The organism is Acinetobacter sp. SW-226 (genome assembly GCF_055632855.1).
Window position 1 is genome coordinate 931333 of the sequence record NZ_CM145752.1, and the last position, 14723, is coordinate 946055.

Annotated in this window: 15 protein-coding genes and 1 tRNA gene; 11 read left to right on the forward strand and 5 right to left on the reverse strand. The window is 40.3% G+C overall.

Features of this window, described 5'->3' with window-relative positions; translation table 11 throughout:
* Positions 1–167 precede the first annotated feature (167 nt).
* Positions 168–551, forward strand: coding sequence for an SCP2 sterol-binding domain-containing protein (locus tag ACZ8ZH_RS04395; protein ID WP_086208032.1), 384 nt, complete (start codon positions 168–170; stop codon positions 549–551).
* A 78-nt stretch (positions 552–629) separates the two neighbouring features.
* Here ACZ8ZH_RS04395 and ACZ8ZH_RS04400 read toward each other — a convergent pair whose 3' ends face one another.
* Positions 630–1742 carry an MltF family protein gene (locus ACZ8ZH_RS04400; RefSeq protein WP_119063129.1) on the reverse strand — a complete coding sequence of 371 codons (1113 nt, stop codon included), beginning with the start codon at positions 1740–1742 and terminating at the stop codon, positions 630–632.
* A 365-nt stretch (positions 1743–2107) separates the two neighbouring features.
* Between ACZ8ZH_RS04400 and greB the strand changes: the two genes are divergently transcribed.
* The 4 genes from greB to ACZ8ZH_RS04420 all read left to right on the forward strand — a co-directional run bounded on the left by greB (position 2108) and on the right by ACZ8ZH_RS04420 (position 5171).
* A complete protein-coding gene (gene greB / locus ACZ8ZH_RS04405; RefSeq protein ID WP_119063128.1) occupies positions 2108–2602 on the forward strand; it encodes a transcription elongation factor GreB in 495 nt (164 codons plus the stop codon).
* 89 nt (positions 2603–2691) lie between these two features.
* Positions 2692–2781: transfer RNA gene (locus tag ACZ8ZH_RS04410), tRNA-Ser, on the forward strand.
* Between the two features lie 909 nt (positions 2782–3690).
* The gene (locus tag ACZ8ZH_RS04415) at positions 3691–4269 is read left to right on the forward strand and encodes a TetR/AcrR family transcriptional regulator (RefSeq protein ID WP_119063127.1); all 579 of its coding nucleotides are present in this window, start codon (positions 3691–3693) and stop codon (positions 4267–4269) included.
* Positions 4266–5171, forward strand: a complete 906-nt coding sequence (locus tag ACZ8ZH_RS04420) for a DMT family transporter (protein ID WP_119063126.1) — start codon at positions 4266–4268, stop codon at positions 5169–5171. The genes ACZ8ZH_RS04415 and ACZ8ZH_RS04420 overlap by 4 nt, the downstream gene beginning before the upstream one ends.
* A gap of 184 nt (positions 5172–5355) precedes the next feature.
* Here ACZ8ZH_RS04420 and ACZ8ZH_RS04425 read toward each other — a convergent pair whose 3' ends face one another.
* Complete coding sequence (locus tag ACZ8ZH_RS04425) at positions 5356–6504, reverse strand: acetyltransferase domain-containing protein (RefSeq protein WP_119063217.1); 1149 nt, start codon at positions 6502–6504, stop codon at positions 5356–5358.
* 171 nt (positions 6505–6675) lie between these two features.
* Between ACZ8ZH_RS04425 and ACZ8ZH_RS04430 the strand changes: the two genes are divergently transcribed.
* The 3 genes from ACZ8ZH_RS04430 to ACZ8ZH_RS04440 all read left to right on the forward strand — a co-directional run bounded on the left by ACZ8ZH_RS04430 (position 6676) and on the right by ACZ8ZH_RS04440 (position 8712).
* A complete protein-coding gene (locus tag ACZ8ZH_RS04430) occupies positions 6676–7308 on the forward strand; it encodes a TetR/AcrR family transcriptional regulator (protein ID WP_110974485.1) in 633 nt (210 codons plus the stop codon).
* Between the two features lie 4 nt (positions 7309–7312).
* On the forward strand, positions 7313–8290 hold the full coding sequence (locus ACZ8ZH_RS04435; RefSeq protein WP_119063125.1) for a zinc-binding dehydrogenase: 978 nt from the start codon (positions 7313–7315) through the stop codon (positions 8288–8290).
* A gap of 68 nt (positions 8291–8358) precedes the next feature.
* Positions 8359–8712, forward strand: a complete 354-nt coding sequence (locus tag ACZ8ZH_RS04440; protein WP_086208025.1) for a DUF1304 domain-containing protein — start codon at positions 8359–8361, stop codon at positions 8710–8712.
* A gap of 78 nt (positions 8713–8790) precedes the next feature.
* Here ACZ8ZH_RS04440 and ACZ8ZH_RS04445 read toward each other — a convergent pair whose 3' ends face one another.
* The 3 genes from ACZ8ZH_RS04445 to ACZ8ZH_RS04455 form a co-directional block, all read right to left on the reverse strand.
* Entirely contained in the window at positions 8791–9486 is a 696-nt protein-coding gene (locus tag ACZ8ZH_RS04445) for a pirin family protein (RefSeq protein WP_119063124.1), read from the reverse strand.
* Positions 9487–9598: 112 nt separating this feature from the next.
* Positions 9599–10660, reverse strand: coding sequence for a hypothetical protein (locus ACZ8ZH_RS04450; protein ID WP_228199385.1), 1062 nt, complete (start codon positions 10658–10660; stop codon positions 9599–9601).
* Positions 10661–10742: 82 nt separating this feature from the next.
* The gene (locus ACZ8ZH_RS04455; protein ID WP_086208022.1) at positions 10743–11984 is read right to left on the reverse strand and encodes a L,D-transpeptidase family protein; all 1242 of its coding nucleotides are present in this window, start codon (positions 11982–11984) and stop codon (positions 10743–10745) included.
* 201 nt (positions 11985–12185) lie between these two features.
* On the opposite strand from ACZ8ZH_RS04455, the gene hemE reads away from it, so the two are divergent.
* The 3 genes from hemE to ACZ8ZH_RS04470 all read left to right on the forward strand — a co-directional run bounded on the left by hemE (position 12186) and on the right by ACZ8ZH_RS04470 (position 14710).
* Positions 12186–13256, forward strand: coding sequence for a uroporphyrinogen decarboxylase (gene hemE / locus ACZ8ZH_RS04460; protein ID WP_119063122.1), 1071 nt, complete (start codon positions 12186–12188; stop codon positions 13254–13256).
* Positions 13257–13292: 36 nt separating this feature from the next.
* Complete coding sequence (locus tag ACZ8ZH_RS04465; protein ID WP_171264404.1) at positions 13293–14090, forward strand: DUF817 family protein; 798 nt, start codon at positions 13293–13295, stop codon at positions 14088–14090.
* 149 nt (positions 14091–14239) lie between these two features.
* The gene (locus ACZ8ZH_RS04470; RefSeq protein ID WP_110974490.1) at positions 14240–14710 is read left to right on the forward strand and encodes a DUF3015 family protein; all 471 of its coding nucleotides are present in this window, start codon (positions 14240–14242) and stop codon (positions 14708–14710) included.
* Positions 14711–14723 lie beyond the last annotated feature (13 nt).

The window sequence follows — 14723 nt, forward strand, 5'->3', positions numbered from 1 at the left end:
GATTTTGATAAACTTTGTATAAGAAATATAAAATATGAACGGTACGTACAAAAAACTTTAGGCACATATAAGATATACATGCTATAACAATCTGCAAGCGTATTTAGCTTCACAATGATGCCGTCTGGATAGGCAGCACACAACGAACAAAGAATTGAGGAAACATCATGCCTGCTTTTTTAACTGATGATTGGTTTTCAACCGTAGAAACATTAACTGCTCAAGCGGGGAATCTAAACCTTCCACCTGCACTTGCAAATCTTGCAATTAACTTAGTTGTTGCTGACAATGCGGGTAATACCGAATTATCTTTAGATGGTGGTGCAATTAAAAAAGGCTTGTCTTCAAATGCGAAAACAACCTTGAACATGGACGCTGAAACTTTACGTAAAGTCTTCCTTGAGTTTGATATGGCAGCAGCAATGCAAGCATTCATGACAGGAAAAATAAAAGTTCAGGGTGATATGTCCCAATTAATGGCATTGCAAACGGCAAAGCCAAGCCAAGAGCAAAAAGATTTATTTAAGAAAGTACTTGAGCTAACAGCTTAAGTATTCTGAAACAAAAAAAGCTTACCTCAAAAGGTAAGCTTTTTTTTGCGATGATGATCAATTCTGGGTATTCAAAGTTTAGATATTGACCAACTGTGGCGTGGTTTTAATGTGCTCAAGATAGGCACGGATACGTGTCACATACTGAAGCGCTTGTCGGTAGCGCCCATTTTTGGCTTGGTTATGCTCTAAATAAGCATAAAGATTGAGCCAGTTATTTGGGTCTTTACCTTGCGCTTGAATGCGTTTTTGAATCTGGCTCACCGCACCTGGCCCCATATTGTAGGCAACTAGTGCATACCAGTTGCGGTCAGGGAACGGAATATCGGTATAGCGGCTCAGCATTTGGTCGTAGTACTTAGCACCGCCTTGAATGCTTTGTGCAGGGTCGGTACGGTTATTCACGCCCATTGCTTTGGCCGTGCTATTGGTCAACATCATCAAACCACGAACACCTGTAGGAGAAACAGAGTTCGGTTTAAGATAAGATTCTTGATAACCAATGGCCGCTAACAAGTGCCAATCTAAGTCGTATTTTTGCGCTGTGCTTTTAAAACTGGCCTTATAGATCGGCATACGTTGACGCAAATCACGTTGAATCGTATTCCAGTTTTCAGGCTTCACGACATTGCGGTTGTAAAAAGAGGCCAATTGACCAATTGAACCTGATTGTTTACTTTGACATACGAATCCGCTGGCTGTTTGGGTGAGTGGATCATTCGCATGTTTAAACACCCAATTCAGCTCAGTATTGAGGCCATTTTTACGTAAAACGTTCAAATCACCACAAGTTGCAGAAAAAGTAGACAAATGCTTTTGTTCAATCGTTTGAACGCTGGCGGTTGTCATTGCAAAATTTGCTTTGCCTTGAGCGACCCATTTGAGTGCCGTGGCATTATCAGGAACCGTTTTGAAGTCTAGCTTTACATTTAAGCTATCTGCATAGTTACGTGCAAGGTCATAACCAAAACCATGCAAATGTTGACCATCTTTAAAAACGGTCGTTGGATTTTCCACTGAAACGACAGTCAATTTATTATGATTGACGACATTATCATATTGGTAAGTCTTACTTGCATTAATACTATGAAAAGGAATTAACAGAGTACTTAAAGCAAGGGCTTTCAACGGGAGAGAGAAAGTTAATGAATTAAGGCAAGGCCTCGATCCAGAAGTTGAACTACTGTGCATGTTGTCTCCGCTACAAGTAATTTATGCCCCAGAACGCAAAGGCAAAACCATGCCTTAAAACGAGTTCAAGTTTGCTAAATTCAATAAGGGGTTGGGCATTCATGACGTCATTCAAAATGACATGGGATTAAAGGAACTATGTAGAAAAACTACATAGATTAAAAAATAAGCAGCTAATTTAAGATGTGCGCATAATATCGGGCAAATTCTAAAGTGTCAAATTTTGTGCAATATTTTTTTAAGAAATGTAACATAACGATTTAATTTAATTAGGGAATTTATTTTATAAACTTCTGTTGTGAAGAAATAAGGGATAAAATAAATCTTTGTTGTAAATAAACCAGCTGATTTAGACGACATTCATCATGAAATCAAACTTAATTACACGTGTTGGTCACGACAAATTAGTGGCAGAATTAAAGCACCTTTGGCATGAAGAACGGCCTGAAATTACCAAGAAAGTAAACTGGGCAGCAAGCCTCGGAGACCGTAGCGAGAACGCAGATTATCAGTACAACAAACAGCTGTTACGAAAGATTGATCGACGTGTTCGTTACTTAGGGAAACGGCTTGAAGAGTTGCGAATTATTGATTTTTCAGAAGAGCAAGCGGGCAAGATTTATTTTGGGGCTTGGGTAGATATTGAAAATGAAGCGGGTGAGCAAAAAACTTTACGGATTGTGGGGGTAGATGAAATTTATGATCATCACCCACAGCATATTTCAATCGATTCGCCTATGGCGCGTGCTTTACTGTCCAAGCAAGTTGATGATGAGGTTGAAGTCGTGACACCAACGGGCAAAAAACTTTGGTATGTGAATGCGATTCGTTATGAAAACGGTGAAAATTTAGAGAACTAAATGATTTTGTTTTAATTTTAGCCACTTAGTGCGGTTTTTAAAGAAAAGTATTTGCCAAGTAGATCGAATGTTTATATTATGTCGCCCATGGAAGCGTGGCAGAGCGGTTTAATGCACCGGTCTTGAAAACCGACGAGGGTGTGAGTCCTCCGTGAGTTCGAATCTCACCGCTTCCGCCAAATATCTAAATAAGCCCTTGTAAAAACAAGGGCTTATTTTTTATCTGTGCTTTTACCCCTCAACTTACCCCATATCAAATTTTGGATTGGCCCAAACTAGAAATAACAATATAAAGCGATGCTGGACGGATAATTTATTTGGTCAAACTTATTCTTAAGTGCTCGAAGTTTGATTAATACTGAGATTATTCTTTCAATATTAATCATATAAGGTTTTGTTGTATAAACCTTCAAAGAGCTAAGGTTTAGCTAAGTGACTTAAGGTTTAAGTAATGACATTGGTAATGTAGTCTACTAGATTTAGTGAATCTTTGTATTTTTACTAGCTGAGATGGCTGCATCTGTCAGATACCCAGCAGATATGTAGGTTAGTTTTTCTTATGTTTCGATATACATTGCTAGAATTTTCAAACCAATCATTGTAAATGAGTAGATGAAGCTAGGCACTATTTTTTAGATAGCTAAGCCCAGTATTCGTCTATTTAGGTTTTTTAACAAAGGCATGAAAAACCACAGGATTTATGAAATTCTGAATATAGCCAGTGATTATATCTATAGATAGGCGAACTAAAATTCAATTCCCAAATAACATTAGGTCATTGTGTCTGGATCATTGCGATTTTAACCATGTTGACTTTGTGATTTAGCATAGTACTTATGAGTATGCAACCAAATCGCATATCCCTCATTTGATTCGAACTTACGTATACGCATAACCAACGATTAGTAGCCTGCTAAATTTCAGGTTCGAGCGTATTTGTGTTGCAAGTGTAGGGTTGAATCAGTATTTATCAGATGATTTGTTAACAAAGCTGAGTTTTCTAGTAAATGAACATATTTGCTTAACTCACTTGCATATTTTTTCACATCTTGTAAATTAGGTATATCGGTCTACCTATATAAAGCATTATGAATACCAAAACAGCAAAACAGAAAATTTTAGATGCAGCTGCAATTTTGTTTTATAACGATGGCATTACAAATACTGGCATTAATACCATTACGGACAAAGCTAAAGTTGCCAAAATGTCTTTATATAATAATTTCCCGACCAAGTCGGATTTGATCAGTTCTTATATTGAAGCGCGGCATCAAGAATGGCTGGAGCTGTATGCCGTGCGAAACCGTGATGCACATACACCAGTGGATAAAATTATTGCGGTTTTTGAAGCCTACCAAGATCATGCTGAATTTGCCTATGAGAAGGGCTTCCGCGGATGTGGTTTGTTGAATGCTGCGGCCGAGTTTCCTGCACACAGTGCTGAGCGTTTGGCGGTGAAGCAGCATAAAGATGAAATTGAAAGGATTATCTCCACACAACTGGTGCTGTTGATTGAAGAGCCAGAGCGAGTACAGCAAATTGCTTTGATGCTGTCTTTTTTACTCGAAGGTTCGATTGCTCGTGCGGGGCTTGAGAGTTCCAGTGAAAAAGTTTTAGCTGCAACGCAAATGGTAAAAACGATTTTAGCGCGAGAGATCATAGCGTGAGTCAGTCTATTTCTGCTGTTCCAAATTATGGTTTCATTGCGGTTCTTCTAGCCGCTTTTTTGTGGGGAACTACAGGAACGGTGGCATCCTTTGCACCTCATTTGAGTCCGCTGACAATTGGGGCTGCCGCGATGGGTGGTGGTGGTTTATTACAAGCACTGTTAGCACGTAAAAGTATCATCAGCCATCTGCCACACATCAAAGCCAATAGTGTGATGCTTAGTGTTGGTGTGATTTCCGTGTTTGTTTATCCTCTGGCTTTTTATTCGTCGATGCACTATGCGGGGATCACTATTGGCACAGTGGTTTCGATTGGCACAGCACCATTATTTACTGCGCTTTTAGAACGGGTATTTGACAGAAAACCGCTTTCCATGGCGTGGTTGGTGAGTTTTGTTTTGGGGGTAACGGGGGTGGTATTGTTGTCTTTGGGAGAGTCGCATACTACAGCAAATACAGAAGGCTTATCTCAACATAGACAGATATTGGGTATCGGCTTGGGTGGAGTGGCAGGCTTAACTTATGCTTTATATTCTTGGGCTGCAAAAAGAATGATTGACCAAGGATTAGATGCAAAAGCCACTATGGGACTGATTTTTGGACTCGGTGCTTTATTATTACTTCCCACTTTATGGATGACAGGCTCAAACTTGTTTGAAGAAAACATCAACCTGTATGTCGTTGGTTATATGATGCTTATTCCGATGTTTTTGGGTTATGTCTTGTTTGGTTATGGTTTGAAAACCGTGCCTGCCAGTAAAGCCATTACCTTAACTTTATTTGAGCCTTTGGTGGCTGCGGTATTGGCAATTCTGTTGGTGGGAGAGCAAATTGCACCAATCGGCTGGTTCGGGATGTTGCTAATTTCGATTTGCTTGGCACTGCTGAGCAAAGCAAAGTAAGTTTTTTGAAGCAGCCTGAAACAAAGAACAGCACTCAGTCATGCTATTGTAAATTTTTAGCTTCAGAAATTTACTGGTGTATAAAACATTTTAGCCGAGTGTTGGAAAAGCCGATACCCATTGATGCTTAGTTGAGCTAAGCATCAAGATGTGTACGGTAAATTTTATGATGCTTTATCCATAATTATAGATATTTCAAAATACGGATATGCTTGTTTTTATGTTTAAAAGCGGAGAATTTCAACATCAAAGGATAAAGTGCCACAGTCAAAATAATTGAGATCAGCCAAAGGGTAGAAACGTGATCTACACCAAAATATTCACCATGAGTTTTGCCAAATAGTGCGAGGGCAATGAGATAGAGGGCTTTAAGTGCATATAAATGGACGATATAAAAAAACATAGGTACGGAACCAAATACAATCAAGGGCTTGATCCAACCTTTACTTTCAAGTTTTTGAAGTAACACTAACAGGACTAGCCCTAGCCCGACATTCCATAAAATAAACAGTAGTGATGGTGGGTACTTGGTCAGATTCATAAAACTCATAACAGTTTCAATATTGGTCGGCATGCTAGACCATGCTTGATCGCCATAGATATTGAGCATTCTTAAAATAATAAATAAGCTGATACCGGCAAGCCCGAAGCCTAATAAGATTTGATTTCTTTTTGCGACATCGTGTGTGCTGTTAAATACGGTGTGGCCGATGCAATAGCCGAGAGTAATCACCCCAATCCAAGGCAGTACAGGGTAAGAGGTCCTAAAACGAATCAGATCTCCAAACTCAATCCAACCGCGTTCATGCAAAATAAACCAAAGGTTCTGTGCGATAGGCAGATGTGGGAATGACACTTGATCGAGTAAGTTATGTCCAAAAATAATGCTAAGACTAATACCCCAAAGCCATTTTTGCGACAAGCCAATTAAGCCCGCCAAGGCCACCATACTTAAACCGATAGCCCAAATTACCTGTAAATAGATGACATCGGGCGGGAACTGTCCTGTCCAAGCGAAATTAATCACAATCAGTTCGAGAAAAATCAAGAAGAGTCCACGCTTGAGTAAAAATTCGCGAGTCATTTGAACGCTGTTGTTTTTTGCTTGATAGAGATAAGCCGATAGACCCGTTAAGACCACAAAAACAGGAGCACATAAGTGGGCCAAAATTCGGCTAAAGAACAGGGGTTCTTCAGTGCCAGGGATTAGCATCGGGTCGGGGACTTGTTGATGGAGATAAAAAGTTTCTCGGACATGATCGACCATCATGATCAAAATGACGAGTCCTCTGAGGGCATCAATGGCTTGTAAACGTTGTGAAGGTGTAGACATAAATAAAGTTAAAAATGTTGTTATGGTATAATGTAACATTTGTTTTAATTCTTTGTAACTTAAATATCATCATTAAAACTTATATGTATGAACTAAATGGACTATTTAGAACGAAAATTTTTCTATTATTTTTTATAGACGACTGGTCTATTATTGATTTATAGTGTGGACATGAAACGATCAGACAAAAGTGAAGCCACACGACAACATATTTTAAATAGCAGTTTCGAACTGGTATTACAGAAAGGTTTTGTTGGCGTAGGCTTACAGGAAATTCTCAAAAACTGTGATGTGCCGAAAGGTTCATTTTATTATTACTTTGCTTCAAAAGAGGCATTTGGCTGTGCGCTTCTGGAACAGTACCTTGCTGACTATAAAGTCAAAATTGACCAACTGATGCAGCAAGAGCAAGGATGTGCTTATGCCCGTTTGGTTGCGCTTTGGCAGGCATGGATTGATAACCCATCTCATATTGAAAGTGATGTTGAACATCATAGCGATGGGGGATGGGCGCAGAACTGTCTGATCGTCAAATTGGCAGCAGAAGTTTCAGATTTATCTGAAGATATGCGTCGGATTTTGAACTTCGGGGTACGTAAGTTAACAGAACGCATATCAGGTCTAATCAAAGCAGGGCAACAAGACGGTTCAATTCCATCGCATATTGATGCTGAAAAGATGGCACAGACGATGTATCAGCTGTGGTTGGGCGCAGCTTTATTGGCAAGACTTGCACAAGATAAGCAGCCCCTATATTTGGCTATGGAAACTACTCAACAACTCTTACAACCCATCAAGGAATAAATAGATGCAAAGTATCATACATCATCATTTTGGTGAGCCTGTCGACGTATTGGAAGCAGCAGATATGCCAATGCCTGAGCCAAAAGCAGGTGAAGTGCGTATTAAAATGATTTTATCACCTATGCATAATCATGACGTGTGGACAGTGCGTGGTAGTTATGGTTATAAGCCGACACTACCCGCGATTGGTGGTAGTGAAGCTGTTGGTGTGGTTGATGCACTTGGTGAGGGTGTGCAAGGTGTATCATTGGGTCAGCGTGTGGCAGTTGCGGCGGTTCATGGTAGTTGGGCGGAGTATTTTATTGCACCAGCACATGGCATTGTCCCTTTAACGGATGCAATTGAGGATGAAACGGCAGCTCAGTTGATTGGCATGCCGATTAGTGCCTTGATGTTGCTTGAATTTGTTGACTTAAAAGCAGATCAATGGATGATTCAAAACACCGCCAATGGTGCCGTAGGGAAAACTGTGGCAATGATTGCAGCAGCACGTGGTCAAAAGGTAATTCATTTGGTACGACGTACTGAGGCTGTGGCTGAAATGCATGCTTTGGGCATTCAAAATGTCGTGGCAACAGACCAAGCTGATTGGAAAGCACAAGTCAAAGCTATTCATGCAAATCAGCCCCTGATGGTAGGGGTGGACTCGATTGGTGGAAAAGCCAGTGGTGAAATGTTGGCTCTACTGAGTGAAAATAGTCTCTTGGTGTCTTTCGGTAGCATGTCGGGAGAAGTGATGCAGATTTCTTCGGGAGATTTAATTTTTAAACAAGCGACCGTCAAAGGCTTCTGGGCAAGCGTGGTGAACAAAGAGTTGTCTTCTGAGCGTAAAAAAGCCTTAATTGTTGAGTTATTGACTTTAGCTGCCCAGAAAAAACTGTTATTACCTGTTGAAGGGGTGTTTAGTTTTACACAAATCAAAGATGCTGCCCTAAAAGCGACGCAAGGTGCGCGTCAGGGTAAAGTACTTTTGAAACCTTAATCATTTTTGACCTAGATCAGCGAAGTTGTTGATCTATCTATCATTCATAAAAATAAAGGATAAAGCGTATGGTGGGACAAGTTCTAATTGGCTTAATTGCACTGTTGCATGTGTATATTTTAGTTTTAGAGATGTTTTTATGGGATAAGCCCTATGGCTTAAAAGCTTTTGGCAATAGCCCTGAGAAAGCGCAGTTAACGAAAGTTATGGCTCAAAATCAAGGATTATATAATGGTTTTCTGGCTGCAGGTTTATTTTGGTCATTATGCGCACCTGAAAGTTATGCACTTGCTTTGGCGAACTTCTTTTTAGGCTGTGTTTTGGTTGCGGGAATTTATGGTGGGCTAACCGCTAGCAAGAAAATCATTTACATTCAGGCAGTCCCTGCCATTTTGGCACTGCTTGCAGTGAATTTTCTTTAAGTCGATTGAGTAGTCACTTATTGGATACACATCAAAAAAGCCAACGTGAAGACGTTGGCTTTTTTGATGTGTGGCTAGTTATTTTACTTCAGGTAAGTCAAACCAAATGACCTGAGCATCGTCCAGTGCTTTGATTTTAGTAACATCTATAAATGCAATCGCATCACCTGCATGGATTGTATGTTCAGCCACTTGGATTGAGCCAGAAATTACATGTACATAGTTAACATGTTGTGTGGCTTTAATCGAAAGGGTCTGATCTTTTTCAAGTACAGCCGTTTTCACTTCTGCATCTTGACGAATATGCATTGGTGCGTTGTCGTTTGGACCACAAATCAGATGCCATTGGTTGGGTTGCTCATGCGGATCAAGACGAATCTGTTGATAATTTGGGGCTGCATCTCGTTCATTTGGAATGATCCAAATTTGTAGTAAATGCACTTGCTCATCACCTTGATTCATCTCACTGTGTTGTACGCCAGTACCTGCACTCATCAGTTGCCATTCCCCCGCAGAAATACCGCCATGGTTGCCCATGCTGTCTTTATGGGTAATCGTGCCTTTGAGCACGCAGGTTAAGATTTCCATATTGTCATGAGGGTGTTGTCCAAAACCTTGATGTGCTGCAATGAGGTCATCGTTGATAACACGTAGAGCACTGACGCCCATGTATTTCGGATTATACCAACTGCCAAATGAAAAGCTGTGTTTAGACTCTAGCCAACCAATATTGACATGACCACGGTCTTGGCTACGATGAATGAAAGCATCCATTTTGAACTCCAATCTTATTTTTAATCTATGGCGTAATTTTAGTGTTTTATATTTGTTGATGAAATGGTGAATTTGCAATGTTGCGTTTCAATATTGAAATGATAGCTCTGTCTTAATTTAGATCACAATACTGTTCGCGAAAATCTTTCCAAATGTAGTTTTTGCCTTGCGCATATTCAGCTAAAAATTGTTGATGTAGCTTCGGTTGGGCTTGCATCCAATTATTTCCCCATTTCACACCGAGTGGGGCCGCTTTATCTTTAAAAACAAAATAATCATCAAGGCAAGTACTGCTTTCAACGTAGAAGGCTGTATCTTGATCGTCGAGATAATTTTCGTAATTAATAGAATTGGGTGGGTTTTTTAAGAATACTTTATCACTGGCGGTGAGTAGAATTTTCTGTTCAAAGTGCTTTAATTGACCTTGTTTGTACTCATAGCGGGTTTCAATATTATAAGGATGTACGGTTTGATAGTCACCTGGGGACTTGGTGCTGTATTCCAGTATTGCGTTATTGTAATCTGATAAATCTTTATCCCATTTGGGGCCAAAACTCATTCCATCTTCAATAACAGGAGCCACGAATTGCACGCGGTGGAGCTGTTGACCATTCGTGTCGATTTCAATAATTTCGTAGCTGTATCGGTAGCGATTGTTGGCATAGATAGAGTTTATCTCTGCATTGGCTTTTAATTCCGCAGGGGTATAGGCATAGCGGGTACGAAAGATCAGAGCAATGTATTTGTCTGTTGGCATAATTGCAAATAGCTCATGGTCTTTGACGGTGTGTTTGAGCTGTGGTTGTAGAGTAATTTTTTTTCGATTTTCCGCATAAGCATCGCCAATAGCGAATATGGCTGAGTGCGGCTGGTTTAAATAAAACAGTTTAGGCTTTTGCCCTGTTCGAATCGCGTAATAGTGAATCGGAGATTTGCCTGCGATGACATAATAGCGTGTATTCAAAAGTGGCTCTCTGAGACTATCTTGCTCTGGAATGTATTGGGGATGACGGATTTTTTCCTGATCCTCCAGACTGTCAAATGGGTTGTCAGATTCCACCGCATAAGCAGAAGCATCCACGCTGGTCACGATTTCCTCATCTAATTCAGCAAAAGTCGGTGTCGAAAGTGACAGTAAGCAAGCCAAAGGCATTATTCTTTTTAAAGTGTTCATCGTCATTTTTATGTTGTTATGATTGATAAAAAGGTGTTCTCTTGAGAACACCTTTTATAGCGTAAATACTTTAGAAAACCAATTATTCTAAGAATTTAACCGTTACACCTGGCTTCACTTTTTTACCTAGATCGTTCGCATCCCAGTTGGTCAAACGAATACAACCGTGTGAAGCTGTCTTGGAAATGGCCGATGGGTTTGGCGTACCATGAATACCAAATGATTTTTTACTTAAACCAATCCAGATATTCCCTACTGGGCCATTTGGACCTGGTGGTAAAGAAAGAGGTTTTAAGTTTTTACCTTGAACAAAGTTGCTTGGTGAGTAGCTATACCATGGATTTGGTGCAACACCTGTAACTTTATAGGTACCTGCTGGTGATGGCGTGTCCGAGCTACCGATGGTTGCAGGGAATGAACCGATCATTTGGTTGCGGCTGTTAAATAAATACAGCTGTTTTGCGCCTTTGTGCGCAACAATCAAGTGAATATCTTCTGGCACTTCATTACGAATGTTGGCAACGATAATTTTTTCGCCTGCTTTTTTGAAAGTTGCTTTTGGATTCAACTTTTTCAAAAAGTCTTCATCCATGTGGAACTTTTCACCGAACATTTCAGTCACACGCGTGTAATACAAACCTTTCATTTTTGACTGTAAGGCATAATCGTGTGGAATTGACGCTGCATAAGGCCCTTTCAGGTCTGCATCGGTGATAGTGTATTCAATAAATGCAGGTTTAGACCCTTGACTAGCAAGTAACGCATCCCAAGTTTCTTTGGTGAGCGTACCCGTTGCTTTTAAGCCACTCATTTGTTGGAAAGAGGCAATTGCTTTAAGGGTATTTTTACCGCTCATGCCATCAATTGCACCTGGAGATGCATGTGCATTGTTGAGCATGACGTGAGCACGTGCATAAACAGGAAATTGACCTTTACCAATATTGTCATACCAATCTGCACTGTTTAAACCATTTAAAGTCCACGATGCTTTTGCAGCAGCAGGATTCGTCGGGCTTGTTGTCGGTGCAGTCGTTGTTTTGCTTGGTGCAGCGCCAACGTCAGCAGTTTTATCTTCAGACTGTTCAAGTTGGTCTAAAGTTTGTGAAGCTTGGTTTAAGTCTGCTTGTTCTTTTGCTGTAATTTGAGTGTTTGCAACCGCAGTAGAAGCTGAAGCGACATCTGTTGCTAAAGGATCAATGGGATCTTGGACTGAAGTATCAATGATCTTTTTTGGCGTCAAGGGTTGTTCAGTAGTAGATGCAGCAAACGCTGTACCAGCAAGAATGCAACTTAAACTCATCGCGAGTATTGTGCGAACGAACATGTAATTCAACCTTAAGAATTATTCATTTACAAAGTAAAACCAGCCAAGTATTACAGAAAAAAGATAGAGATGCAGTATTTGTTTTGTGTAAATATCTGTTTTAAGCATCAACTGGATCTAATTTTAGTGTGATGAGAAGTTATTAAAAATTCGACCTTTTTGTTATGATGGTGAGCAAATTTAATTGAGATGGGAAAGTAAATGACGACCCTTAAAAATGATCGTTTTCTACGTGCTTTATTACGTGAACCTGTAGATACCACACCCGTCTGGATGATGCGTCAAGCAGGACGTTATTTACCAGAATATCGTGAGACCCGTGCTCAAGCAGGTGATTTCCTCTCATTATGCAAAAATACTGAATTTGCCTGCGAAGTGACGCTACAGCCTTTACGTCGTTATGAGCTTGATGCAGCTATTTTATTTTCAGATATTTTAACTGTACCCGATGCTTTGGGTTTGGGGCTTTATTTTGAAGCGGGTGAAGGGCCTAAATTTCATAAAACGGTTCGCACTGAACAAGATGTGGCGAATTTACCTCAGTTTAATGCTGGATCAGATCTTGATTATGTCATGAATGCGGTCAAGACGATTCGTTCAGCACTAGGCGGTCAAGTGCCATTAATTGGTTTTTCGGGCAGTCCTTGGACTTTGGCAACCTATATGGTGGAAGGTGGTTCGAGTAAAGATTTTCGTTTCACTAAGCAAATGATGTATGCGCAACCCGAAGTTTTACATGCGCTGCTCGATCGTTTAGCAGATGCAGTAATTGACTATTTGAATGCGCAAATTGATGCAGGTGCTCAAGCTGTACAGATTTTTGACAGTTGGGGTGGGGCACTAGCACACCGTGAATATTTAGAATTTTCTTTAAAATACATGCAAAAAATTGTTGCAGGTTTAAAACGTGAAAATGAAGGACGTAAAGTTCCTGTGATCTTATTCACCAAAGGCGGTGGTCAGTGGTTAGAACCGATGGTGGCAACAGGGGCTGATGCATTTGGTTTAGATTGGACGACGCCGTTAAATGTAGCTCGCCAAACGGTGGCGGGTCGTGCGGCACTGCAAGGTAACTTAGATCCTGCTACTTTATATGGTTCGCATGAGACCATCGTGAAAGCGACCAAAGCCATGCTAGATGATGCTTATGCAGATGGTGAGAAAACGGGTTATGTTGCAAACTTAGGTCACGGCATTACCCAGTGGGTTGATCCAATTAATCCGAAAGCCTTTGTCGATACCGTGCATGAATATAGCGCTAAATATCTCTAAGTTTCACTGGATCAATTTAATTAGGATTCATACGTGATCACAATTTTAAAATCATGTTTTGAGTTCTCATCTAAGGCAGCTTCGGCTGCCTTATTTGGGATATTGTTGTTGTTGGCTTTCGCATTCACAGCAAGTATGGCAAATCAGGAATATTGGGGTTTTTTCCGTTATGACTATTTATTGTTCTATGCGGTGCTGATTCAGGTATGTTTACTGTATTTAAAACTTGAGTCTTGGGCCGAAGCCAAAGTGATTGCGCTATTTCACGTGATGGCAATGCTGATGGAAATTTTTTTGACCCATCCGCAGATTGCATCATGGCAGTATCCACATCCCGCCGTGTTTAAAATTCTCACCGTGCCGTTGTTTGCAGGTTTTATGTATTCGGCTGTGGGCAGTTTTTTTGCGCGCTCATTACGTCTTTATCATGTTTCTTTTGAATACTTGCCTCGTTTTTCCTCCATGTTGATATTGGCTGTGTTGTCTTATATCAACTTTATGTCCAAGTTTTTTATTCCAGATATTCGTTATCTATTATTTGCATGGAGTGTAGTACTGTTTTGGAAAACCAAGATTGGCTTTGAGTTACAGCAGCATCGTTTTCAACTGCCGATGTTACCTGTACTGCTCTTGTTGGCTTTCATGATTTGGATTGCGGAAAATATCAGTACGTTTTACCAAATTTGGTTGTACCCTAGTCAAGTCGATGCATGGCATATGGTGGGTTGGGGTAAATTAGGCTCTTGGTATTTATTGCTACTCTTGAGTCTTGTTTTGGTGCTAAAAATTTTAGGGAAACGAGACCTGCGTGGCAACTGGGCGCTACACCGTTAAAATTGAGAATTAATGTCTGTTTTACTTTAGTGTAAATTGTTTTGCGTTATGCGCTTGTTACAGCTATCTTACAAGTGTGTAGCTCAAAATATACACAAACAATAGGAACAATAAAAATACTCGGAGATAATCGAGTCTGGAGAAACCTTATGTTGAAAAAAATGGCATTGGCTGCAGTTTTGGCCGTTGGTTCTACCGCTGCATTTGCAGATAAAGATGTAGGTTGTGGTATTGGTTCACAAATTTGGGAAGGGCAGTCTGGCAAAGTCGCTAAAATTTTAGCGGGTACCACAAACGGTCTTTTTGCTAACCAACTTTTCGGTATCACCTTTGGTACTTTAGGTTGTAGCGGTACAGGTACGGTGACTGCTCAGGCAGTAACATTTACCAATGAAAATGCAGAGTCTTTGGCACGCGATATGGCAGTCGGTGAGGGTGAAAGTCTAAATGTACTGGCTGAACTGCTCAATATTCAGTCTGAAGATAAAGCGCGTTTCTTTGAAGTATCTAAACAAAACTTCGCAAAAATCTATTCGGCTGAAAACCAAGATGCACTTCAAGTGTTAGCATCTTTACAAGCCGTTATGGCAACAGATAGCGTATTAAAAGCATACGTTTAATTGCACTATAAGA

Excerpts from the sequence above, each read along its gene's own strand:
- ACZ8ZH_RS04395 (WP_086208032.1), top strand. The coding sequence starts at position 168 with ATGCCTGCTTTTTTAACTGATGATTGGTTTTCAACCGTAGAAACATTA.
- ACZ8ZH_RS04400 (WP_119063129.1), bottom strand. The coding sequence starts at position 1,742 with ATGCACAGTAGTTCAACTTCTGGATCGAGGCCTTGCCTTAATTCATTA.
- greB (WP_119063128.1), top strand. The coding sequence starts at position 2,108 with ATGAAATCAAACTTAATTACACGTGTTGGTCACGACAAATTAGTGGCA.
- ACZ8ZH_RS04415 (WP_119063127.1), top strand. The coding sequence starts at position 3,691 with ATGAATACCAAAACAGCAAAACAGAAAATTTTAGATGCAGCTGCAATT.
- ACZ8ZH_RS04425 (WP_119063217.1), bottom strand. The coding sequence starts at position 6,504 with ATGTCTACACCTTCACAACGTTTACAAGCCATTGATGCCCTCAGAGGA.
- ACZ8ZH_RS04430 (WP_110974485.1), top strand. The coding sequence starts at position 6,676 with ATGAAACGATCAGACAAAAGTGAAGCCACACGACAACATATTTTAAAT.
- ACZ8ZH_RS04435 (WP_119063125.1), top strand. The coding sequence starts at position 7,313 with ATGCAAAGTATCATACATCATCATTTTGGTGAGCCTGTCGACGTATTG.
- ACZ8ZH_RS04440 (WP_086208025.1), top strand. The coding sequence starts at position 8,359 with ATGGTGGGACAAGTTCTAATTGGCTTAATTGCACTGTTGCATGTGTAT.
- ACZ8ZH_RS04445 (WP_119063124.1), bottom strand. The coding sequence starts at position 9,486 with ATGGATGCTTTCATTCATCGTAGCCAAGACCGTGGTCATGTCAATATT.
- ACZ8ZH_RS04450 (WP_228199385.1), bottom strand. The coding sequence starts at position 10,660 with ATGAACACTTTAAAAAGAATAATGCCTTTGGCTTGCTTACTGTCACTT.
- ACZ8ZH_RS04455 (WP_086208022.1), bottom strand. The coding sequence starts at position 11,984 with ATGTTCGTTCGCACAATACTCGCGATGAGTTTAAGTTGCATTCTTGCT.
- hemE (WP_119063122.1), top strand. The coding sequence starts at position 12,186 with ATGACGACCCTTAAAAATGATCGTTTTCTACGTGCTTTATTACGTGAA.
- ACZ8ZH_RS04470 (WP_110974490.1), top strand. The coding sequence starts at position 14,240 with ATGTTGAAAAAAATGGCATTGGCTGCAGTTTTGGCCGTTGGTTCTACC.